This is a genomic window from Bradyrhizobium uaiense (assembly GCF_010811875.1).
GTDB lineage: Bacteria > Pseudomonadota > Alphaproteobacteria > Rhizobiales > Xanthobacteraceae > Bradyrhizobium > Bradyrhizobium uaiense.
Map to the genome: position 1 here is coordinate 1 of NZ_VKHP01000013.1, position 21,713 is coordinate 21,713.

General features: G+C 63.3%; 21 protein-coding genes. 13 read left to right on the plus strand and 8 right to left on the minus strand.

The window, feature by feature from the left end:
- Positions 1-32: 32 nt before the first annotated feature.
- Positions 33-356 (minus strand): ribbon-helix-helix protein, CopG family, encoded by a 324-nt coding sequence (locus tag FNJ47_RS05600; RefSeq protein ID WP_235999482.1) that lies wholly within the window; start codon positions 354-356, stop codon positions 33-35.
- A 566-nt stretch (positions 357-922) separates the two neighbouring features.
- Here FNJ47_RS05600 and FNJ47_RS05605 point away from each other — a divergent pair.
- Both FNJ47_RS05605 and FNJ47_RS05610 read left to right on the plus strand, forming a co-directional pair.
- Complete coding sequence (locus tag FNJ47_RS05605; RefSeq protein ID WP_163151446.1) at positions 923-1,168, plus strand: hypothetical protein; 246 nt, start codon at positions 923-925, stop codon at positions 1,166-1,168.
- Between the two features lie 654 nt (positions 1,169-1,822).
- Positions 1,823-2,254 (plus strand): arsenate-mycothiol transferase ArsC, encoded by a 432-nt coding sequence (locus FNJ47_RS05610; protein ID WP_235999484.1) that lies wholly within the window; start codon positions 1,823-1,825, stop codon positions 2,252-2,254.
- Here the strand turns inward: FNJ47_RS05610 and FNJ47_RS05615 are convergent.
- Positions 2,247-2,681, minus strand: coding sequence for an NUDIX domain-containing protein (locus FNJ47_RS05615; RefSeq protein ID WP_163151448.1), 435 nt, complete (start codon positions 2,679-2,681; stop codon positions 2,247-2,249). The genes FNJ47_RS05610 and FNJ47_RS05615 overlap by 8 nt on opposite strands.
- Positions 2,682-2,939: 258 nt before the next feature.
- Between FNJ47_RS05615 and FNJ47_RS05620 the strand changes: the two genes are divergently transcribed.
- Together FNJ47_RS05620 and FNJ47_RS05625 are read left to right on the plus strand one after the other, a co-directional pair.
- On the plus strand, positions 2,940-4,190 hold the full coding sequence (locus FNJ47_RS05620; protein ID WP_163151450.1) for a matrixin family metalloprotease: 1,251 nt from the start codon (positions 2,940-2,942) through the stop codon (positions 4,188-4,190).
- A 692-nt stretch (positions 4,191-4,882) separates the two neighbouring features.
- The gene (locus FNJ47_RS05625; RefSeq protein ID WP_163151452.1) at positions 4,883-5,812 is read left to right on the plus strand and encodes a septal ring lytic transglycosylase RlpA family protein; all 930 of its coding nucleotides are present in this window, start codon (positions 4,883-4,885) and stop codon (positions 5,810-5,812) included.
- A gap of 18 nt (positions 5,813-5,830) precedes the next feature.
- Here the strand turns inward: FNJ47_RS05625 and FNJ47_RS05630 are convergent, their stop codons facing one another.
- A complete protein-coding gene (locus FNJ47_RS05630) occupies positions 5,831-6,766 on the minus strand; it encodes an alpha/beta fold hydrolase (RefSeq protein ID WP_163151454.1) in 936 nt (311 codons plus the stop codon).
- A 175-nt stretch (positions 6,767-6,941) separates the two neighbouring features.
- Here FNJ47_RS05630 and FNJ47_RS05635 point away from each other — a divergent pair, with 175 nt between their 5' ends.
- The 8 genes from FNJ47_RS05635 to FNJ47_RS05670 all read left to right on the plus strand — a co-directional run bounded on the left by FNJ47_RS05635 (position 6,942) and on the right by FNJ47_RS05670 (position 14,993).
- Positions 6,942-8,192 (plus strand): D-alanyl-D-alanine carboxypeptidase family protein, encoded by a 1,251-nt coding sequence (locus FNJ47_RS05635; RefSeq protein ID WP_163151456.1) that lies wholly within the window; start codon positions 6,942-6,944, stop codon positions 8,190-8,192.
- A gap of 1 nt (position 8,193) precedes the next feature.
- Complete coding sequence (gene tmk, locus FNJ47_RS05640) at positions 8,194-8,880, plus strand: dTMP kinase (protein ID WP_163151458.1); 687 nt, start codon at positions 8,194-8,196, stop codon at positions 8,878-8,880.
- Positions 8,877-9,917, plus strand: a complete 1,041-nt coding sequence (locus tag FNJ47_RS05645) for a DNA polymerase III subunit delta' (protein WP_163151460.1) — start codon at positions 8,877-8,879, stop codon at positions 9,915-9,917. Before tmk ends, FNJ47_RS05645 begins: the two co-directional genes overlap by 4 nt.
- A 103-nt stretch (positions 9,918-10,020) precedes the next feature.
- Entirely contained in the window at positions 10,021-12,027 is a 2,007-nt protein-coding gene (gene metG, locus FNJ47_RS05650; protein ID WP_163151462.1) for a methionine--tRNA ligase, read from the plus strand.
- A gap of 14 nt (positions 12,028-12,041) precedes the next feature.
- Positions 12,042-12,833 (plus strand): TatD family hydrolase, encoded by a 792-nt coding sequence (locus FNJ47_RS05655; protein ID WP_163151561.1) that lies wholly within the window; start codon positions 12,042-12,044, stop codon positions 12,831-12,833.
- Positions 12,830-13,636, plus strand: a complete 807-nt coding sequence (locus FNJ47_RS05660) for an MBL fold metallo-hydrolase (protein ID WP_163151464.1) — start codon at positions 12,830-12,832, stop codon at positions 13,634-13,636. Before FNJ47_RS05655 ends, FNJ47_RS05660 begins: the two co-directional genes overlap by 4 nt.
- A gap of 150 nt (positions 13,637-13,786) precedes the next feature.
- Positions 13,787-14,545: a nitroreductase family protein gene (locus FNJ47_RS05665; RefSeq protein WP_163151466.1), complete on the plus strand. Its 759-nt coding sequence runs from the start codon at positions 13,787-13,789 to the stop codon at positions 14,543-14,545.
- On the plus strand, positions 14,526-14,993 hold the full coding sequence (locus FNJ47_RS05670; RefSeq protein ID WP_163151468.1) for a MarR family winged helix-turn-helix transcriptional regulator: 468 nt from the start codon (positions 14,526-14,528) through the stop codon (positions 14,991-14,993). The genes FNJ47_RS05665 and FNJ47_RS05670 overlap by 20 nt, the downstream gene beginning before the upstream one ends.
- A gap of 154 nt (positions 14,994-15,147) precedes the next feature.
- On the opposite strand, the gene FNJ47_RS05675 is transcribed toward FNJ47_RS05670, so the two are convergent.
- The 5 genes from FNJ47_RS05675 to FNJ47_RS05695 all read right to left on the minus strand — a co-directional run bounded on the left by FNJ47_RS05675 (position 15,148) and on the right by FNJ47_RS05695 (position 21,049).
- On the minus strand, positions 15,148-16,797 hold the full coding sequence (locus tag FNJ47_RS05675; protein ID WP_163151470.1) for an acyl-CoA synthetase: 1,650 nt from the start codon (positions 16,795-16,797) through the stop codon (positions 15,148-15,150).
- Between the two features lie 25 nt (positions 16,798-16,822).
- Entirely contained in the window at positions 16,823-18,709 is a 1,887-nt protein-coding gene (locus tag FNJ47_RS05680) for a TRAP transporter large permease (RefSeq protein ID WP_163151472.1), read from the minus strand.
- Between the two features lie 37 nt (positions 18,710-18,746).
- Entirely contained in the window at positions 18,747-19,766 is a 1,020-nt protein-coding gene (locus tag FNJ47_RS05685) for a TRAP transporter substrate-binding protein (RefSeq protein WP_163151474.1), read from the minus strand.
- A gap of 403 nt (positions 19,767-20,169) precedes the next feature.
- The gene (locus FNJ47_RS05690; RefSeq protein WP_163151477.1) at positions 20,170-20,730 is read right to left on the minus strand and encodes a phosphatase PAP2 family protein; all 561 of its coding nucleotides are present in this window, start codon (positions 20,728-20,730) and stop codon (positions 20,170-20,172) included.
- A 115-nt stretch (positions 20,731-20,845) separates the two neighbouring features.
- Positions 20,846-21,049, minus strand: coding sequence for a CsbD family protein (locus FNJ47_RS05695; protein ID WP_050630357.1), 204 nt, complete (start codon positions 21,047-21,049; stop codon positions 20,846-20,848).
- 175 nt (positions 21,050-21,224) lie between these two features.
- On the opposite strand from FNJ47_RS05695, the gene FNJ47_RS05700 reads away from it, so the two are divergent.
- Complete coding sequence (locus FNJ47_RS05700; protein ID WP_163151479.1) at positions 21,225-21,713, plus strand: YciE/YciF ferroxidase family protein; 489 nt, start codon at positions 21,225-21,227, stop codon at positions 21,711-21,713.

Consider the following 21,713-nt stretch of genomic DNA (forward strand, 5'->3'; position numbering starts at 1 on the left):
GGGCTTTCGATCCCGTCGGCTGATGGCTTTGTTCACGCCTTTCGGTTCGGCTGATCACGTCGCACGCCTTGAAATTCCTCCGGCCCCTTAACGAGCTTGCGCTTGCGGTCCGATTGATCGTCCGGGCTGGCTGTAGGGTCGCGCACCTTGTCGATTGCGTTGCTCGCCAGTTCACGAGCCCGCTGCTTTGTGTTTTTACGATTCTGCTGATCTTCGAGCGCGGAGCGTGCCTCGGTTCGTATGGTCAATCCGAGCTCGACCAGTTGGCGGATAGCATCCGACCGCGTCGTTTCGCGCTCCGCGGCCCACGCATCGACGGCGGCAACGGTGGCGGCAGGTATCCGAGATGAGACCATGGGGTCGCGCCCCGTGGAAGGGCGCCCCCGTTTTGATTTTTGGTCTACCTTTATTGACTTCTTCATGAATTTAGGTATACCATAAATGCAGGCCGGGTGGTACCCCGTCAGATCTGGGCAAGCACGCAGCGACGTCGGGTACAATTCAACTGCCGCGGATGTACCGGCAGTGCTGCTGAACCAAAGGCGGCCTGTTTATTGGCGCCCGTCCAGCAGTCGAAATGACGGTCTCAGCGGTCCCAAGCTGGGGCCGTCTTCGATTGTGCGTGCGCCGGGGCGGCCGTGACTGGCTCCGGGCGCCGGTCCTAAGAAAAGACGCCGCCGGTCTCACAAATATACGCCCGGCGGCGCTTTCTTCCTGAACTGGGACACTAAAATCCCCAGCCATAATCGTCCTGCACGAACCAAGCCACGGGCTGATGACAGTCGACATGCATTGCCGAGTGCTGCCCGGTGAGCTGCTGCTTCAGCATCAAGTGCCCGTGAAATGTGAGGCCGTTCACACTCGAGCATCGCGAGTTGGTCTAAGGCACGGGTGGGTGGCAGCTCGGTGTCGGAGAATCGTGATGCCGTTTTTCAGCAGCCAAAGCTTGTCGGCAGCAGCCGCCGCTTCAGTGCTCGGTATTCTCATAGTGGGAGCGATTGCCGTTGGAGTCGGTGGCTATGTGGAGTGGTCATCGGGCGTTAATCTGACCCATTTCATGAGCCGCACTGCCGCAGATGAATCGACGCTGAGTCTACCGCCCAAGGGGCGAACAGGTTGCGAGCAGGGCAATAAGCCGCTGCCGGCGCTTTCCCTACCGCTCGAATGAGTCGGCCTAAAGCGACAGCGCCCAACTTATCTCCCAAGGTAACCTACGCCGCCGGGCTCGAAATACAGCGTTCCGGCGGCGGTATTTCGTTGGTCCTGACAATATCCCAGCGTCGCGAGGGTAGCGGACTGAAGTCACACGCGTGTGACGGAGACCAAAGTGTCTGCCGGGCCACCCGCTGGCTTATCCTTCGCGTTCCCCCCTCAAAACGACGCCAGGATCTGCCAGATTACGAGCAGCACCACGATTAGAAGCATTGCGAAGATAGTTCTGCGTCCGATCATTCGCGCGCTCCTTCTCCGGGGTAACCCCTAGTGGCTCGCCGTGTGCAGCGAAGGGCCAGGAACAAGTGGCAGCGTCGAGAGTCACTCCTAGTGCTCCCGCTGTCACTCCTGCCCCCCGACTGCGGGAGTTGGAATGCGACCCTGGCGCGCCGACCGCGCCGGGGCCGTGCTTTGCAGGCGAACGCGGCAGAGTTGGCACCGCAATTGGCACCCAACTCAACAAAACGGACGGGGACTATTGAGGACGAGCTGGCCCCCTCAATCAAGAAACCGCTTTGCCTTTTCTGTCGACGCGCCCGCGGCGCAGATCATTCGCACATGCATGCAACGCGGTTGACCGCGAAGGCCGACATTGGCCATCATGTCGGCCATGAAGCGCATCCTCTTTCTTTGCACCGGCAACTACTACCGAAGTCGATACGCAGAAGAACTCTTCAATCATCTCGCACGAACCGAACAGCTGGCGTGGCGCGCGTCCTCGAGAGGCGCGGCCGAACGTGGATCGCCCGACAATGTCGGGCCGATGTCGGTCTTTGCCGACGATCGTCTCCGCGCAGGCGGCATCGTTCCCGAGGGCGCAACGCGCGACCCGCAGCCCTGTTCATTGGCTGACTTCGACGGTGCGGATCTGGTGGTCGCGCTGAAGGAGGCCGAGCATCGTCCGCTGATCGAGCGGCGGTTCCCCGAGGTCGCCGACAGGGTGATGTATTGGCACGTGGACGATATCGACGTGGCTCATCCTTCGGTCGCGCTGGCGATGCTCGACGATCGCATCCGCGAGCTGGTTTCATCCCTCAGGTAATCGGTTCCCGCTTCAGGAATATCTCCAGCGCATATTCCGCCGCGCGCGCGAGCCTGCCGCGGATACGTTCCAGCTCGTCGATGGCGACGATCTCAAGGCGGCCCTCGTTCACCTTCAATTGGTCGATGGGCACGTCTCGCGCCAGGAACACCTGGCCGTGCAGCCTGCCGTTTGGCGTCAAATGATCCGTTCCAGAATACTGACCGATCAGCTCAAAGCGTTCGGGCGGCAAATAGTAACCGATCTCCTCATGGATTTCGCGCACGACGCACTCCAGGAAAGACTCGGTCCCCTCGCGCCGGCCGCCAAACAGGCTGATCTTTCCGGGATCGGAGACATGCGGCAGATCATCGCGTAGCTGCATGAGCAAGCGACCGTCGGTGCTGATGAGCAGCGCAGATGTTCCCTCTCTCACGCGGCCGCTCATGCGTGATCTCGCTCCGTCGGACATGTCACCGCGCGGTCATGATCCTGCTCGGCCCGGATTCCTTTATCGTCGTTCCGCCACCGGCCCAAGCTGGAAAGCTTCGGGAACACTGTCAAGATGACGAAGGGGAACATGGTCAAGTTCGACAATCGTTGGTAAAAACGCGCATTGAGTAGTGGTTGATCAAGTGAGTCTCTCGGTGAAGATCGAGACTGTCATGCAAGCCACGGCAAATCATTGAGCCAGAGGCATCGCTAGATGGCTGATTACGTTCTCGAAGGCTTCAAATGGGGTTCCAGCGCACTCGGCACCGCCTCGGGTGAGATCGATTGGAGCTTCGCGACGGCCAACCTCACGGGCCAATTCATTCAGTTCGACAGCTTCCTGACCGGGATGTTCCAGACCGAGATCAGGGAGGCGTTCGACCGGTGGGAATCGGCAGCCAATATCGACTTCCATGAAGTCACCGATGCCGCCGCAAATCAAATTCGTCTCGGGCTCAGCCACATCGACGGCCCGAACAACATCGTTGGCCAGGAACAGAACTCGTATTCGGCCGGCTCGGAGATTGCTTCCGACATCACGTTCGACATGGATGAGGGCTGGCACCTCGTCAATGGTCAGCTTGTCAGCAACGGTGGCGTCTCGTTCTACGACGTCGCGCTCCACGAGATCGGACATAGCCTGGGACTGGATCACTACAATATCAGTCCGGCGATCATGAATGCGGTCGTCAATCCGGCGGTGACGGACCTCACTCAATCTGACATCGACGGTGTGCGGGCGCTCTACGGGGTGCTCCCCGGCGTCGCGGTTGCGACTGCTGCCCAGCTCGCCAACGGACAGTTGGATTTCCTGCAATACAACACGTCCGGACATCTCGCGACTTCATTCCTAACGCAGCAATCATTCTGGAAGGTCGTCGGCAATGTCGACTTTTCGTCCAATGGAAATCCCGGCGTCCTTACCCAGTCGAATGGACAGATTGACTTGCTCAACTTCAGTGCGGGCCAGTTATCCAGCTCGCTGCTGATGACGGGGAGCTATTGGGACGTCAAAGGCGCCGGCTTGTTCAGTGGGGCCACGAACGCTGAATTCGTCACGCAGTCGTCGAACGGGCTGATTGACTTCCTGGGTTTCAGCGGTGCAGGCAAGCTCACCACGAGCGCGCTGACGACCCAGGCATTCTGGAATGTCGTCGGGGTTGCGGACGTCAACGGAGACGGGCACGCCGACATCGTCACGCAGTCTTCGTCCGGCGCGATCGATCTGCTTTACTTTGACAACTTCAAGTTTGTTGGAAGTAACTTGTTACCGGGAAACTACGATCCAGTTGTCGATGTCGCTGATATGAAAAACGGCTCAGCGGTTATTCTGACTGAGAGCGCATCCGGAGTACCGACCGAACTGGTGTTCGACGGCACCCACGTCTCGAGTTTACATTTGTTGGATTCGGTTGGTCTTGCGCTCGTTCATGCGTCAGGCGCGGCCGGCCATTTGTTCGCTTGAGTGGTTCCGGGGCACTCTTGAGGGCAGGCGACCTTGAGGGCCGCCGAAACTTCAGCCGAAAGCGAACGCCAGCAGGCTGGAGCACAGCAGCACGAGGCTTGCTGCGGTCAGGGTTAGAAACCCGTCGGAGACCAAATCGTGATTACGCATGATACACCTGCTTTCAACCGATGCTCATCCGAATTGATTAAAGCTTTCCGAACTTCACTCCTGGAAAGAGGTGACGCGTCTTTCCGCCTTTCAACGGACCGTCAGGCCCGGTACCGATAGCCTTCCACGGCATGCGCCAAGAAGATCGCCGCACTCACCAGGCCCATCACCGCTGTAACCGTCTCGATCATCGCAAACTTCCTTTGCGCCCCACGCGGAGGAGAAAACGATTGCAGCCTTGCACAGTCAAAAAGATTCAATTGTTGGAATCCAAGATGCCCCCCGACTGATGATTTGCTGCAACAGTGTGTCTGATCGCGGGACAGGCGAGGGCGTTTCTCCGGCGCGAGGGTCCGTAGAACGACGGAGGAGGCGCAACAGACCATTCACCAAGACGCCACCGCCCAGCGGCTCTCCCCATTTCCGCCGTGTTCCGGTTGCGATATCTTCACCATCCGGTGCGGAGGTGGGCCGCACGGTGACAGAATCGATCCCGACGCCTCGAAGTAGGCGCGGGTCCGGCAGAATGGTACTTGGGGCAGATGGGGATTAGACGGCCAGATTCGATGATCCGGACGGCGCGCAGCGCCGTTGCGGTGGCGACGTGCCTCGTCCTCGCCAATTGCGCCAACTCAAACCTCGCCAGCCGGGTCGATCCCAAATACGGCGTATCGTCGAGCCCGCGCGTCGTGGCGCTGGGCGACCCCGTGCCGAAGGGCGGCGGCACCTACCGCATCGGCAAGCCCTATGTCGTCGCCGGCCGCACCTATGTGCCGGAGGAGAACGAGAATTATCGCGCCGAGGGCATGGCGTCCTGGTACGGCGACGATTTCCACGGCCGCCTGACCGCCAATGGCGAGGTGTTCGACATGGGCTCACTCACGGCGGCCCATCCGACCCTGCCGATGCCGAGCTACGCGCGCGTCACCAATCTGAGCAACGGCAAATCGCTCGTCGTCCGCGTCAATGACCGCGGTCCGTACCACGGCAATCGCCTCATAGACGTCTCGAACAAAGCCGCCGAACTGCTTGATTTCAAAGGAAATGGTGTCGCTCGTGTCCGCGTCGAATATGTCGGCCGGGCACCGCTGGAAGGGTCCGACGACCGCCAGCTGATGGCAACCTTGCGCACCGGCACGCCGGCACCGTCACCGTCGATGGTGCGGGTCGCCTCGGCACGGCCGTTCATCCCAGAGGTATCGTCCTCATCGGGCCGGGTCCGCGGCGATGTCCCGCTGCCTGAGGGCCGGCCGTACAGCCTCGGCAACACCCAGGCGGACTACGCGTCGGCTAACGCGACCTCCGAAATGTCGGCCTCGAGCCGGTCGCACCGCCGCGTCGCGAACAATCAGCGCGAAGTCTCCTACGAGCGCGACCCGCGCTACGCCGCACGCCCGAGCCCAGCGGCAGCTTACGTGCCGATCGACGCGCGTGGCCCCGCCGAAGTCCTGAGCGGGCGCGGCCTCTACTGAATCAGGCACTTCGTCTGATTATTTCAGAAACGCGATCAGCGCCGCGTTGACCTCGTCAGGGCGCTCCTGCTGGATCCAGTGACCGGCGCCCTCGATGATCAGCTTCTGCCGCAGGTTCGGCAGCACGCGTTCCATGTCCGCGACCCGCTTGGCGCCGATCAGGCCGGTAATCACAGAATCGTTCGAGCCGGCGATGAACAGCGACGGCTGAAGGATCTGCGCGTCCTGCCAGGGCGCCGTCAGCTCCCAGTTGCGATCCAGATTGCGGTACCAGTTGAGGCCGCCGCGGAAGCCGGAGTGCCGATAGCCCTCGGCGAATTCGGCGATGTCGGCTTCCGTGATCCAGGCCGGCAGCGGCATCCCGGACGGCAGCTTGCCAAGAAAGCCCTTGGCCTCGTCAACGAACATCGAGCTCGGATCGGAGACGCCGCGCCCGAGCACCAGCCGCATGGTGTGGGCGATGTCGCGCTCGAACTCGGCCTCGGCGACGCCGGGTGGCTGAAAGTACTGCCAATAGAAATTGGTGATGCCGCTCTCGCGCAGGGTCTCGAGCGGACGCCCGCGGCCGCGGAACGGTGGCGGCACGCTGAGGCCGGCGACCTTGGTGAAGATATCAGGTCGGAACAGGGCTGCGTGCCAGGCCACCGGCGCTCCCCAATCGTGACCGACGATGACAGCCTGCCTCTCGCCGAGCGCAGCCACCAGCGCGACCATGTCGCCGACGGTATCGAAGATCGTGTAGGCGCCGACGTCGGCCGGTGCGCCGGTCCGGCCGAAGCCGCGCATATCTGGGGCTACGACCCGAAAGCCTGCCGCGGCCAGCGCGGCGATCTGGTGCCGCCATGAGTAGGACAGTTCCGGCCAGCCGTGACAGAGCACGACCAATGGTCCTTGGCCGGCCTCGCGCACGAACATGTCGATACCGTTGGCTGAGATGGTGCGGGAGGATGACATTCGCGTTTCCGCCTTGTTTGCCGGTTCTGCTGTCGTTAGCTGGTTCCCGGGATTACTGACAAGGATACGGACGTTCGACGGAGGCGGCAATCCAGCCGGCCGTGCACAAGCGCAGAAACCTCAGTTGTTTGCGATACTTCCAGCTGTTAGAACGCAGTCTTTCAGGACATCGCCGATGGCAGCCCAGACCGCAGTTCCCCGCACGTTGTCAGCTCGCGCCGGGCGCGGCCTGATCGCGGCCGCCGTCGCGCTTGCGATCGGCTGCGGCGGGGTGGTCTACGCCGCCAACAACAGCGTTCAGGGCGCCAAGAAGGAAGAGGGCGGGTTCGACGGCGATGCGCCGACCGCGATCCTGGTCGAGGCCAGTAGCGGCAGCGTGCTGTTTGAGAAGAACGCCGACGAGCTGCGCGCGCCCTCCAGCATGATGAAGCTGATGACGGCCGAGGTGGTGTTCGACGCCATCAAGAAGGGCGACATCAAGCTCACTGACGAGTACCGGATCAGCGAGAACGCCTGGCGGCGGGGCGGGGCGCCGTCCGGCACCTCGACGATGTTCGCGGCGATCAACAGCAAGGTCTCGGTCGACGACCTCCTGCACGGCGCGATCATCCCGAGCGGCAACGACGCCTGCATCGCGCTCGCCGAAGGCATTGCCGGCAACGAACATACGTTCGCGACCGACTTCATGACCAAGCGCGCCCGCGAGCTCGGCATGACGAAGTCGACCTTCGGCAATTCCAACGGGCTGCCGGACCCCACCAACAAGATGACGGTGCGGGAACTCGCCGTGCTGGCGCGCCACATCATCCTGGCCTATCCCGACAGGTACAAGCTGTTCGGCGAGAAGGAATTCACCTGGAACAAGATCCGTCAGCAGAACCGCAATCCGCTGCTGAACGCCTTGCCCGGCGCTGACGGTCTGAAGACCGGCTACACCAAGGAAGGCGGCTACGGCATGGTCGGCTCGGCCGTGCAGAACGACACGCGGCTGATCGTCGTGGTCAACGGCCTCGAGGATTCCGAGGACCGCGCGACCGAAGCCAAGAAGATGCTGGAATGGGGGTTCCGCAGCTTCGAGACCCGGGTCCTGATCGCGGCAAACCAGCCGGTCGGTTACGCCCGGGTATTTGGCGGCGAGAGCCGATCGGTCAAGCTCGTGAGTCCCGATCCGATCAAGGTGATGGTGTCGAAGAACGGCAACGACAAGCTGCTGGCGCGCGTCATCTATAGCGGCCCGGTCAAGGCGCCGATCACCGCCGGCCAGCAGATCGGCGTGGTGCGGGTGTGGCGCGGCGCAAATGTCGCGATGGAGGCTCCGGTCTTCGCCGCCGACGCCGTCGGCACGGGATCGACCATGCGCCGTGCGCTCGACGGCGCCCAGGAGTTGGTCATCGGAATGTTCCGCGCAGGAGTCGAGAAGCTCTGACATGGCGGAAGCAGCAGTCCAACGGCCGAGCTTGCGCGGGCGCTTCATCACCTTTGAGGGCGGCGAGGGATCGGGGAAATCGACCCAGATCCGCAAGCTCGCCGAACGGCTCGATGTCGCCAAGCTGCGTGCGATCGTGACCCGCGAGCCCGGTGGTTCGCCGGGGGCGGAGATCATCCGTCACCTCGTGCTGTCAGGGATGGGCAAACTGCTGGGGCCGGAGGCCGAGACGCTGTTGTTCGCCGCCGCGCGCGATGACCATGTCCGCACCGTGATCCAGCCGGCGCTCAACCAGGGCATCTGGGTGCTGTGCGATCGCTTCTTCGATTCCACGCGCGTCTATCAGGGCCAGCTCGGGCAGGTGCCGCCGGCGCTCGTCAATGCCATGCAGCGCGTGACTATCGGCGATCTCAAGCCCGATTTGACCTTCATCCTCGACGTGCCGGTCGAGGTCGGCCTGCAACGTGCCGCCGCGCGCCGCGGCAACGCCACGGCCGATCGCTTCGAGGCCGAGGGCATCAAGTTCCATCAGGATTTGCGTGACGCGTATCGCCGGATCGCGGCGGAAGACCCGGAGCGCTGCGTGCTGATCGACGCCACGGCCGACGCCGACACGGTCGCGGCCAGGATATGGTCCGCACTGCGCGAACATCTACGCGCAACGCTCACGGCGGACACTCCCGCATGAGCCCGCGCAAGGTCGAACAGGAGAGCCCCGCTCGCCACCCGCGCGAAACGCCTGATCTGTTCGGGCATCGCGAGGCGGAGGCCACCTTGCTCGATGCCTATCGCAGCGGACGGATTCCGCACGCCTGGCTGATCGGCGGCGCGCAGGGCATCGGCAAGGCGACGCTGGCCTACCGCATGGCGCGGTTCGTGCTCGCATTCCGCAATCCGAAATCGTCTCAGGTTCAGGCGGCGCCGACTTTGCGGGTCGATCCGTCCGATCCGGTGGCACGGCAGATCACGGCCGGCGCCCATGGCGGGCTCTTGGTGCTGGAGCGCGGCCTCAACGACCGCGGCGCGATGCGGACCGTGATCACGGTCGACGAGACGCGCGAGACGATCTCGTTCTTCGGCTCGACGGCCGCCGTCGACGGCTGGCGCGTCTGCATCGTCGACACCGTCGACGAGCTCAATCCGAACGCCGCGAACGCGCTGCTGAAAATCCTCGAGGAGCCACCGCAGCAATCGCTGTTCCTGCTGGTCAGCCACGCGCCGTCACGGGTGCTGCCGACCATCCTGTCCCGTTGTCGCAAACTGCTGCTGCGACCGCTGGAGACGCGCGACGTGGTGCGCGCAGCCGCGGCCGCAACCGATATCGACGCTGAGGATCCGGCGCTGACGGAAGCCGCAGCGGCCTCCGAAGGCAGCGTCGGGCGGGCATTGTCGCTGCTTGGCGGCGACGCGTTGAAGCTACAGCAGCGCACGGCTGCGCTGCTCGCGACGCTTCCGAGTGTCGATCCGCGCGAGCTGCATGCGCTGGGCGACGCGCTCGGCACCAGCGACCGCGTCGCGCTCGCCGCCTTCATCGACGGCATCGATCGCTGGATGAGCGAGCGTATGCGCACCGGCGATGTCAACGCCAATCTGCCGCGCCTTGCACGGCTGGCGGAGGTATGGGAAAAGATCGTCCGCGCCGCGCGCGATACCGAAGCCTACAATCTGGAGCGCAAGCCGCTGGTTTTCTCGGTGTTTTCGATGCTCGCGGACGCGACCCGATAGACGCCAGTCTGAAAACAAAACCGTCTGAAAACAATCTGTCTGAAAACACCTCTGCCTGACAACACTCCCGACAATCTCGTTTCGATCTGCAAAGGATTCCGTGGTGGCGACCGCTAAGAAGAAATCGTCGAAGAAGGCCAACAAGACGAAGAAGGCATCGCCCGCTCGCGCGACCCGGAAGGCCGCGGCGAAGTCGCGTGCGGCCAAGAAGGGCGGGCGCGTCACCAAGATGGTGAAGAAGGCCGTCAAGGCGAAGACTGGAGCCAAGAAGTCGGGAGCCAAGAAGTCGGCCGCGAAGAAGGCCGCCAAAAAGACCGTGAAGAAGGCTACGAAGAAGACGGCCAAGAAAACGGTGAAGAAAACGGTCAAGAAAGCTGCTGCGAAGGCCACCAAGGCTGCGCCGAGGAAGGCAGCCGCAGCGGCCGTCGCACCGGTTGCAAAGAAGCCCGCTCTGCCGAAGGCTCCGGCTACCGAGAAGGCGCCGAGACCGGCAGCGGTTCGCGCGCCGAAGCCGCCCAAGCCCGTAGCAGCGGCTGCTGCATCGGCATCCGTCCCGGCGCCCGCCGCGGATCGCGGCAACGTCTATTACATCACGACCGCGATCGCGTATCCGAACGGTCAGCCGCATATCGGTCACGCCTATGAGGCGATCGCGACCGATGCGTTGGCGCGCTTCCAGCGGCTCGACGGCAAGGATGTGTTCTTCCTGACCGGCACCGACGAGCACGGCCAGAAGATGATCCAGACCGCGCAGGGCGAGGGGATGACGCCGCACGAGCTCGCGACCCGCAACGCCGCGCGATTCAAGGAGATGGACGAGCGTCTCAACGTCTCGTTCGACCGCTTCATCCGCACGTCTGAACCTGCTCACCACAAGTCGGTGCAGGAAATCTGGCGCCGTATGCAGGACAATGGCGACATCTATATCGACGCCTATGCCGGCTGGTACTCGGTGCGCGACGAGGCCTACTACGCCGAGGATGAGACCACAGTCGGCGAGGACAATGTCCGCCGCGGTCCGCAGGGCACGCCGGTGGAGTGGGTCGAGGAGAAGAGCTATTTCTTCAAGCTCTCGGCCTATCAGGACAAGCTCCTGCAACTCTACGAGAGCCAGCCCGATTTCATCGGCCCGGACTCGCGGCGCAACGAGGTGATGAGCTTCGTGCGGGGCGGGCTGAAAGACCTCTCGATCTCGCGCACCACCTTCGACTGGGGCGTCAAGGTCCCCAATGATCCAGAGCACGTGATGTATGTCTGGGTCGACGCGCTGACCAATTACATCACCGGTGTCGGTTATCCCGACGAGAACGACGCGCGCTGGCGCTACTGGCCGGCCGATGTGCACATCATCGGCAAGGACATCATCCGTTTCCACGCGGTGTACTGGCCGGCTTTCCTGATGTCGGCCGGCATCCCCGTGCAGAGGCGGGTCTACGCGCACGGCTTCCTGTTCAACAGGGGCGAGAAGATGTCGAAGTCGGTCGGCAACGTGGTCGATCCCTTCAATCTGGCCAACCAGTACGGCGTCGACCAGGTGCGCTACTTCTTCCTGCGCGAGGTGCCGTTCGGCCAGGACGGCAACTACAACCACGAGGCCATCGTCGCGCGCATCAATGCCGACCTCGCCAATGATTTCGGCAATCTGGCGCAGCGCTCGCTCTCGATGATCGCCAAGCAGCTCGGCGGCGTGCTGCCGGAGCCCGGCGAGTTCAGCGACAACGACAAGGCGATCCTGGCGCAGGCCGACGCCATGCTCAAGACGTCGCGGACCGCGATGGCCACGCAACAGATCCATCAATGGCTCAACACGGTCTGGGCGGTGGTGGCCGAAGCCAACCGCTATTTTGCAGGTGAGGCTCCGTGGGCGCTGGCGAAGACCGATCCGGCACGCCAGAAGACGGTGCTCTATGTCACCGCCGAAGTCGTGCGGCAGATCGCGATCATGGCGCAGGCCGTGATGCCAGAGTCCTGTGGCAAGATGCTCGACAGCCTCGGCATATCCGCGGATGCCCGCAACTTCACGGCGATCGCCGAGCGGATCAGGCCGGGCACGGTTCTGCCGGCGCCGGTCGGCGTGTTTCCGCGTTATGTGGAACCGAAGACCGAATGAGCGGTTCGAAATTCATGCTGGTCGACAGTCACTGCCATCTGGATTTTCCCGATTTTGCCGACGATCTCGACGGGATCGTCGGACGCGCCGAAGCGGCCGGCGTCAGTCGCATGGTCACGATCTCGACCCGCGTAAAGCGGCTCGGCGGCCTGCTTGCGATCACGGAGCGCTTTCCGGACGTGTATTGTTCGGTCGGTACCCATCCGCATCATGCCGATGAAGAGGACGGCATCCCGGCCAGCGAGCTGATCGAGCTGACCAGGCACCCGAAGGTCGTGGCGCTCGGCGAGGCCGGGCTCGACTATTTCTATGAGCATGGTTCGCGCGAAGCGCAGGAGCGCGGCTTTCGCGCGCACATCACTGCTGCCCGCGAAACCGGCTTGCCGCTCGTCATCCACACCAGGGAGGCCGACGAGGATTGCGGCCGCATCCTGGAGGATGAAGTCGCAAAGGGCCCGTTCAAGGCGGTCCTGCATTGCTACACCGGCGGGCGCGAGCTCGCGATGAAGGCGATCGCGCTCGGGCTGTCGATCTCGTTCACGGGCATCCTGACCTTCAAGAAGTCGGACGCCCTGCGCTCGCTCGCGGCCGAGCTGCCGGCCGACCGCATCATGGTCGAGACTGACGCGCCGTATCTTGCGCCGGGCAAGTTCCGCGGCAAGCGCAACGAGCCGTCCTACGTCGTCGAGGTCGCCAAGGTGCTCGCCGAAACCCGCGGCGTCTCGCTCGAGGAGATCTCGCGGCAGACCACTGAAAACTTCTTCCGGCTGTTCTCCAAGGTGCCGGCGCCGAAGGTTGCTGCATGACGCTGACACTGACTATTCTGGGCTGCGGCTCATCCGCCGGCGTGCCGCGCCCGGCGCTCGGCTGGGGGGCCTGCGATCCCGCCAATCCCAAAAACCGTCGTCGCCGCTGCTCGATCATGGCCGAGCGCACCATGGAGCACGGCACGACCCGCGTCGTGATCGATACGGCGCCCGACCTGCGCGAGCAGCTGATCGACAGCAATGTCGAGCATATCGACGCCGTTTTCCTGACCCATGAGCATGCCGATCAGACCCATGGCATCGACGATCTGCGTTCGGTCGTCCTGCACCAGCGCCGTCGCATCCCGGTCTACTTCAACCAGTCGACCGCCAAGGACATCATGGCGCGGTTCTCCTATTGCTTCATCGCGCCGGAGGGCAGCGACTATCCGCCGATCCTGACCCGGCATTCGATCGAGGCCGGCGAGAGCCACACGGTGCAAGGGAAGGGCGGTCCGTTGAAGCTCGAGGCCTTCCTGGTACAGCATGGCAACATCCCTGCGCTTGGCTACCGTATCGGTGACGCCGCCTACTCGCCCGATCTGCACGACATTCCCGAGGAGAGCTGGCCGGCACTGCAAGGTCTCGATCTCTGGATCGTCGACGGCCTGCGTTACGCGCAGCATCCCAGCCATTTCAGCGTCGCCGATGCACTGTCATGGATCGAACGCTTCAAGCCGAAGCGTGCGGTCATCACCAACATGCATTCCGACCTCGACTACGAGGTGCTGCGGCAGAGCCTGCCGGCCGGCGTGATCCCGGCCTATGACGGCATGCGGCTGACGCTCGATCGGGCCGGCTGAAACTCAAATAGTCCTGAACTGGCCGGACCTCGCGTCTACCGGGCGCGCGCGGTTCCAAGCGCCAAGATGATGGCCAGACATCGCAGTCGGGCATTGACCTTTCGCGAAGTGTCGATATCGTTATGATCATAACAATATCGGGAGGCCTCAATGGCGGAAGCTGTGGCAGCGCAGGATTACACCGACCGCACGCGATATGACGCGCTGATGGACGTCGTGAAGAACCGGCTGACGACCCGGGCGTTCGATTCCAGCTACGTGATGCCGAGCGAGCATTACGACATGATCCTGGAGGCGGCCCGCCACGCGCCGTCGGGCGCCAATGCGCAGCCCTGGCATTTCATTGCCGTCACCGATCAGGAGCTGAAGAGCCGGATCACCGAGTATTTCCGCGAGGAGCAGGTCGCCCGCGCCCGGCTCAAGATGAAGTTTCCGACACCCGATTATCGCGGTCTTGCATCGGCCCCCGGCTTCATCGTCGTCGCCAGCGACTTCCGCTGGGTCAAGGCGTTTCCCGTGCTCAATGACGGCTCCGACCTCGACAAGATGTACAAGGAGAACGCCGAGCGCATCCTGTTGCAGAGCGTGGCCGCCGCGACGATGTCGGCGCATCTCGCGGCCGCTGCGCTCGGCTATAACGTCTGGTGGGTGACCGCGATCGGGCAGGAGAAGGCCCAGCAGGCGATGAAGCCGCTGCTCGGCATCCCCGAGGAATTGTCCGTGCTCGACATCATGTGCTTCGGTCCGCCGGCGAAGCCGCCGTACAAGCGCTGGAAGAAGAGCCTTTCCGAGATCAGCAACCGGAACAGGTTCGACGCCTCGCACTTCATGACCGAAGCCCAGATCGACGAATGGGTTTCGACCACGCGCCACAAGGTGATGTACCGGGATGCCGAGAACGTCGACTAAGGCGCCGGCGCCAGCCGGGCGCATCGCGTCGGACTACAGGCTGGAGGACCAGGTCGGGTTCCTGCTGCGGCGGGCTTATCAACGCGCCTCGTCCAACCTGGTCGACCGGATCGGGTCCTCCGACCTGACGGCTCCGCAATATGCCACGCTGGCCCGGCTCTACGAGCGCGGGGCGCTGTCGCAGAACCTGCTCGGCCGGCTGGTTGCGATGGAGCCCGCCAACATCCGCGATGTCGTGCTGCGGCTGAAGAAGCGGCGGCTGGTTGCGACCCGGCGCGACCCGACCGACAAGCGGCTGATCCTGATCGATCTGACCGCGGCAGGCACAGCCCTGGTCGAGCAGTTGATCCCGATCGAGATCGCATGCACCGCGACGACGCTGGCGCCGCTCAAGGCGAACGAGAGGAAGCAGCTCTATGATCTGCTCGGCCGTCTGGCCGATGGCTGAGCCGGCGCCACATACTCGCTGTCGAAAGCAGGGGACCCATAACCACAGGGCATCGTGGTTGAAGTAAGCTGTCGCTCCAGCGTTGCAACACAATCGGCATTCGTGGTTATGGGTCCCGGGTCAAGCCCGGGACGACAGCGGGCATGTGGCGCTGTCAGGCCGAGATCGCCTTGGCCGATCCGACCTGGTTGCGCAGCAGGAATTTCTGGATCTTGCCCGTGGATGTCTTCGGGATCACGCCGAACACCACTGATTTGGGCGTCTTGAAGCCCGACATATGCTCGCGGCAATAGGCGATGATCTCGGCCTCGGTCGCCTTGGCGCCGTCCTTCAGCTCGAGGAAGGCGCAGGGCACTTCGCCCCATTTCGGGTCAGGCTTGGCGACGACCGCCGCGAACAGCACGGCAGGGTGCTTGTAGAGGATGTCCTCGACCTCGACTGAGGAGACGTTCTCGCCGCCGGAGATGATGATGTCCTTGGAGCGGTCCTTGATGATGACGTAGCCGTGCTCGTCGAGCACGCCGAGATCGCCGGTGTGAAACCAGCCGCCGGCGAACGCTTCCTGCGTCGCCTTCTCGTTCTTCAAATAGCCCTTCATCACGATGTTGCCGCGGAACATGACTTCGCCGATGGTCTCGCCGTCGCGCGGCACCTCACGCATGGTCTCGGGATCGAGCACGGTGACGCCTTCCTGCAACGGGTAGGCCACGCCCTGGCGCCGCTTCAGCTGCGCGCGCGCATCGGCCGACAGTTCGTCCCAGCCGGGCTGCTCGGCGCAGACGGAGGCGGGGCCATAGACCTCGGTCAGCCCATAGACGTGGGTCAGCCTGATGCCGATGCGCTCGGCGCCTTCGAGCACCGCAACCGGGGGCGCTGCGCCCGCGATCAGGCCTGTGACAGGCTTTGCCTTGCCGCCCGTCGGCGCATCAGGCGCATTGATCAGCGTGTTGTAGACGATCGGCGCGCCGCACATGTGGGTGACGCCGTGCTTGGGGATCAGCTCGAAGATCTTGGCCGGATCGACCTTGCGCAGGCAGACATTGATGCCGGCGGTCGCTGCGATCGTCCAGGGGAAGCACCAGCCGTTGCAGTGGAACATCGGCAAGGTCCAGAGATAGACCGGATGCTGGCCGAGATTGCCGGCAAGGATGTTGCTGACGGCGTTGAGATAGGCGCCGCGGTGATGGGTCACCACGCCCTTCGGGTTGCCCGTGGTGCCGGAGGTGTAGCTCAGCGCGATCGCATCCCATTCGTCGGCCGGCGGCCGCTCGGCAAATGCCGGATCGCCTGCGGCGACCGCCGCTTCATACTCGATCTCGCCGATCCGCTTGCCGCCGCCAAACGCCGCATCATCGACATCGATCACGAACGGTTTTGCGCCCTTCATCAGTGTCAGCGCTTCCGCGATCACGCCTGAGAATTCGGGATCGACCAGGATGATCTTCGCACCGCCGTGGTCGAGCTGGAATGCGATCGACGCCGCATCGAGGCGGATATTCAGCGCGTTGAGCACCGCGCCGGTCATCGGCACCGCAAAGTGCAGCTCGTTCATCGCCGGGATGTTCGGCAGCATCGCCGCAACCGTGTCGCCGTGACCGATGCCGTGGCCCGCAAGATAGGACGCGAAGCGCTTGCAGCGATCGTGGGTCTGTTTCCAGGTGAAGCTGCGGCCCTCATAGACCGCGCTGATGTGGTCGGGATACACGGTCGCCGAGCGCGCCAGGAAGCTCAGCGGCGTCAGCGGCACGTAGTTGGCTGATGTCTTGTCCAGCCCGATCGAGTACTGGTTTTGAGCTGCACTCATGGCTCTATCCCATCCGCAAGGTGCTTTAAAGGAAACCGATCGATATCCAGGGGAAGATGGCAACGATGATCAGGCCGATCAACAGCGCCAGCATGTAGCCCCAGATCGGCCGGATACCCTCGGCCGGATCGACGCGCCCGATGGCGCAGGCGGCATAGTAGCCGACGCCGAACGGCGGCGCGAACAGTCCGATGCCCATCGCCAGGATGATGATCATGGCGTAGTGCACCTCGTGGACGCCGACCTGGCGCGCAATCGGAAACAGCAGCGGCCCGAACAGCACGATCGCCGGAATGCCCTCGAGCACGCTGCCGAGGATGACGAAAGCCAGGATCGAGACCGCGATGAAGCTCGCCGACCCGCCGGGCAATCCGGCCATCGACGCCGCCAGCGCCCGCGAGAAGCCGGACTGGGTCAGGCCCCAGGCCATGCCGGTGGCCGTGCCGATGATGAACAGGATCGCGCCCGACAGGCACGCTGTGTCGATCAGCATCGGCACGAGCCGCCGCCAATTGAATTTGCGGTAGATCAACAGGCCGATGACGAAGGCGTAGACGATGCCGATGGTCGAGACCTCGGTGGCGGTGGCGATGCCTTCGACCACGGCGTAGCGGATCACGAAGGGCAGGGCCAATGCGGGCAGGGCGAACACGAACGCCTTGCCGATCTCGCTGCCGGTGGCGCGCCGGACGTGGCTGAGGTCCTCGCCGCGGTAGCGCCACCACACCAGCGCCGACAGCGTGATCGCCAGCACCACGCCCGGCAGCAGGCCGCCGGTGAACAGCGCCGAGATCGAGACGCCGGTGACCGAGCCGATGGTGATCAGCACGAGGCTCGGCGGAATGGTTTCGGTCTGCGCGCCGGTGGCGGCGAGGAGGGCGACCAGATCGCCCGGCTTGGCGCCGCGCTCCTTCATTTCCGGGAACAGCACGGGCGCGACGGCGGCCATGTCGGCGGCCTTCGATCCGGAGATGCCGGAGACCAGATACATGGCGCCGACCAGCACATAATGCAGGCCGCCGCGGACATGCCCGAGCAGGCTTGCCAGGAAAGCGACCATCGCGCGCGCCATGCCGGTCATCTCGATCAGCAGACCGAGGAAGACGAACAGCGGCACCGACAGCAGGATCAGATGGCTCATGCCCTCGTCCATCCGGCCGACCAGCACCATCAGCGGCGTCCGCGTCGTCAGCGCCAGATAGCCGAAGATCGCCATGCCGAAGGCAAAGCCGATCGGCACGCCTGCGAATACGCAGAAGCCGAGAACGCCGACGAAGAAGATGATCAGATTGAGGTTGCCGAGCGGCCGCAGCATCGGCTGCGCCAGCCAGAACACGCCGATCAAGGCAACCACGGTGAGCGCCGCCAGCAGGAAGGTCTTGAACTCGCCGACGCGGGCCAGCCGCAGCAGCGCGAACACCCCCATCAGGCAGATGCCGACCGGCAATGCTGCCGCACGCCATGTGTTGGAGATCTGCAACGCCGGCGTCGTGATGAAGCTTTCCTCGTAGGCGTATTCATAGGCCGGCCGAACGATCAGGATCAGGAAGGCCAGCGCGGCGCAGGTCGCGACCACGTCGAGATAGGCCCACAGCCTGGGCCCGACGCTTGCGACCAGCGCCGTCATCCGCATGTGCTCGCCGCGGCGGAAAGCGACCACCGATCCCAGCATGGCAAGCCACAGGAACAGGATCGACGCCAGTTCGTCGGACCAGATCAGCGGCGTGTGCAGCACGTAGCGCGCCACCACGCCCGCGAACAGGATGACGACCTCGGCGACGACAAGGATCGCCGCCGGGATTTCGACCAGCCATCCGAGCGCAGCGTCGACGGAACCGAGAACAGAGCGGCGGCGAGGGGGCTGTGACGCCGCCTCGCCGGCCACGGCCGGCGTCATCTCGACATGAGCCATAGCAAATCTCCCGCTGGCGAGCCTCCCGCTTGACTGTTCAGGACAGTTTGCCGACGGACTTCTCGAGCAGCTCCCAGGCCTTCTCGCCGTACTTCCCCTTCCATTCGGCGTAGAAGCCCGCGGTGCGCAGCTTGTCGCGGAACGGCCCAACCTCGGGCTGGTTGAACACGAGACCCTTGCCCGCGAGCTCCTGCTTGACGGTCGCGTTCAGCTTCTCGGTGTCTTCGCGTTCCTTGACGGCCGCCGCGTTGACGTGCTTGGCGACGATGGTCTTGATATCGTCCGGCAAGGCCGCCCAGGCTTTGCGGTTCATCAGGAACCAGAAGCCGTCCCACATGTGGTTGGTGAGCGAGCAATACTTCTGGACTTCATACAGCTTCGCCGTCGAGATCAGCGCCAGCGGGTTTTCCTGGCCTTCGACGATCTTGGTCTGCAGCGCCGAATAGACCTCGCTGAAATTGATCGAGGCGGGCGAGGCGTCGAACGCCTTGAACATCGAGGTCCAGAGCGGCGATACCGGCACGCGGATCTTGAAACCCTTGAAGTCGTCGGGCCCGTTGATCGGCTTGGTCGAGGACGTGGTCTGGCGGAATCCGTTGTCCCAGATCTTGTCCATGACCTCGAGGCCGGCCTTTTTGATCTCATCGCGGACATAGGCGCCGAGGTCGCCGTCCATCGCCTTCCAGACCGTGGGATAATCCGGGAACGCGAAGCCGATGCCGTTGATCGAAGCCGCCGGCACCAGGGTCGCCAGGATCAGGCCGGACAGCGTGAAGAACTCGACGCCGCCTGAGCGCACCTGGCTCAGCACGTCGGTATCCGAGCCGAGCTGGTTGTTCGGGAACACCTGAAGGTCGAAGCGGCCGTTGGTCTCGGTCTTGATCGCCGCGGACATCTCCCGGGCGCGAGCCACCAACGGGTGCGACTCCGGCAGGTTGTTGGCGAACTTGTAAGAGAACTCGGCCGACTGGGCGCGCGCCACATACGGCGCGCCAATTCCGCCCATGACGGCGGAAGCGGCGGAGACCTTCAGCAGCGTGCGTCGGGAAAAGCTCATTGGGTTTGCTCCCTCGAGAGGCTTGTTGTTGTTCTGAGATGCCATCCTATACGGACCTGATGCCGCGGGGTCACCAGCGATCTCGGCGCAGGCCGCGCTTATTGCAGCGTCCGTACGCCGCGGCAATATCGGCTTTCTGACGAGATGCCTGTGCGTGGATCGCCATGGAATTCGCACCAGCCGAATGCACGACCGGGCGAGCCTGGGACAGACGCCGAGTTACGGGCCAGTGCGAAGATTTCGCACTAAATATCTGATCTAATTGTAGATCTAAATATTCCATAATATACCTTATGCGAATTACGGATATGGGCGTGGCCACGATCGCCGGCGGCTATCCCGTCGCTTCGCTCTGGCTCGGCCTGATGGATTTTGTGACCCGGACCTAAGCTAACGCATCGCCTCAGACCTGATCCTGCCGCCCGTACCCTGTGACGCATCGGATCAGCCGCTCGAGTATCACCCCGATCGCCGATCCCACGACAACGTCACTCGTCCAATGCGCCAGCAACAGAACGCGGGTCGATATCAGGCAAGCGCCGAGCGCCCGGACGATCCCGCGCTCGCCCTCTGGAAGCTCGCTCGCTGCCGAACTGATGGCGCCGACCTGAATTGCGTGTCCGGACGGAAACGAGTCTTCAGCTTTGCCCGAGATTGGAACGCCGTGCAGATGACCAAGGACGGTGAGCCGGTCCGGCCGCTTCTGGTTGAATACCCGTTTGAGCAGGTGCGGAACCAGCGATGCGGCCAACGCCGTGATCAGAAGATGGTCACTCGCCAGGCGTCGCGGCTCTGGCTTGCTCCGACACCATAGCCACCATCCAAGTGCCAGGGCGCAGGCGACATGCTCGTCCGCCGCCCATGTCAGGATTGAGGCGGCGCGTTCTGTTGGCGGAGTCGTGTTGCGCGAGATAACGCGCGCAATGGCAATATCCGGCTGGGTCGGTCGCACCGTGATCGGCATGGATGCCCTTGCTTGAGGCGATGACGGCACCTTTCAAACGTTTCGCATTCGCCCCTGTTCCAAGCGGCGCAAAGCAAAGGGCCCCGCTCAAGCGGGGCCCTGGAATGCGTAGCGGTCACCATTTCTGGCGGCCGTACCAGTCATTCACTTCCTTCGTGGCTTGATCCTTGGCATAGCCGTAACGCTGCTGCAAACGGCCTTCGAGCTGGTCCTGCTTGCCGGCGATCACATCGAGGTCGTCATCGGTCAGCTTGCCCCACTGCTCCTTGACCTTACCCTTCATCTGCTTCCAGTTGCCTTCGACACGATTCCAGTCCATCGCGGTTCTCCATTGAAAGATGAGATCGTCCAACGGGTCCGCCGACGCTTCGTTCCTCGCGAGCGTTGCGTCAAAGCTGCGCAGTCGCAAGTCCGTGCGTCAACCAGGACAGATAGGAACGACATTGTAGGGTCCCTGTTGTGGGTACAGATCAACCCACACTGGAGCGACACCGATGCCGGAGAAAGACCTGAGCGCCCTCTTCCTGGATACCCTCAAGGACATCTACTACGCCGAAAAACAGATCCTCAAGGCGCTGCCGCGGATGGCCAAGGCCGCCGGGTCCGAGCAGTTGCGTGCGGCTTTCGAGAAGCACCATGACGAGACCGAAGGACAGATCGATCGGCTCGAGCAGATCTTCGATCTGATGGGCAAGCCGGCGCGCGGCAAGAAGTGCGACGCCATCGAGGGCATCCTCGACGAAGGCAAGGAGATCATGGAAGAGTACGCCGACACGCCGGCGCTCGATCCGGGCCTGGTCTCTGCCGCCCAGGCGGTCGAGCATTACGAGATTGCCCGTTACGGCACACTGAAAGCATGGGCGACCAAGCTCAGCATGAAGGACGCCGTCAAGCTCATCGACCAGACCCTGGCCGAGGAAAAGAAGACGGATGAAGCGCTCACCAAGCTCGCCATCGGCGCAATCAACGCCGAGGCGGCCTGA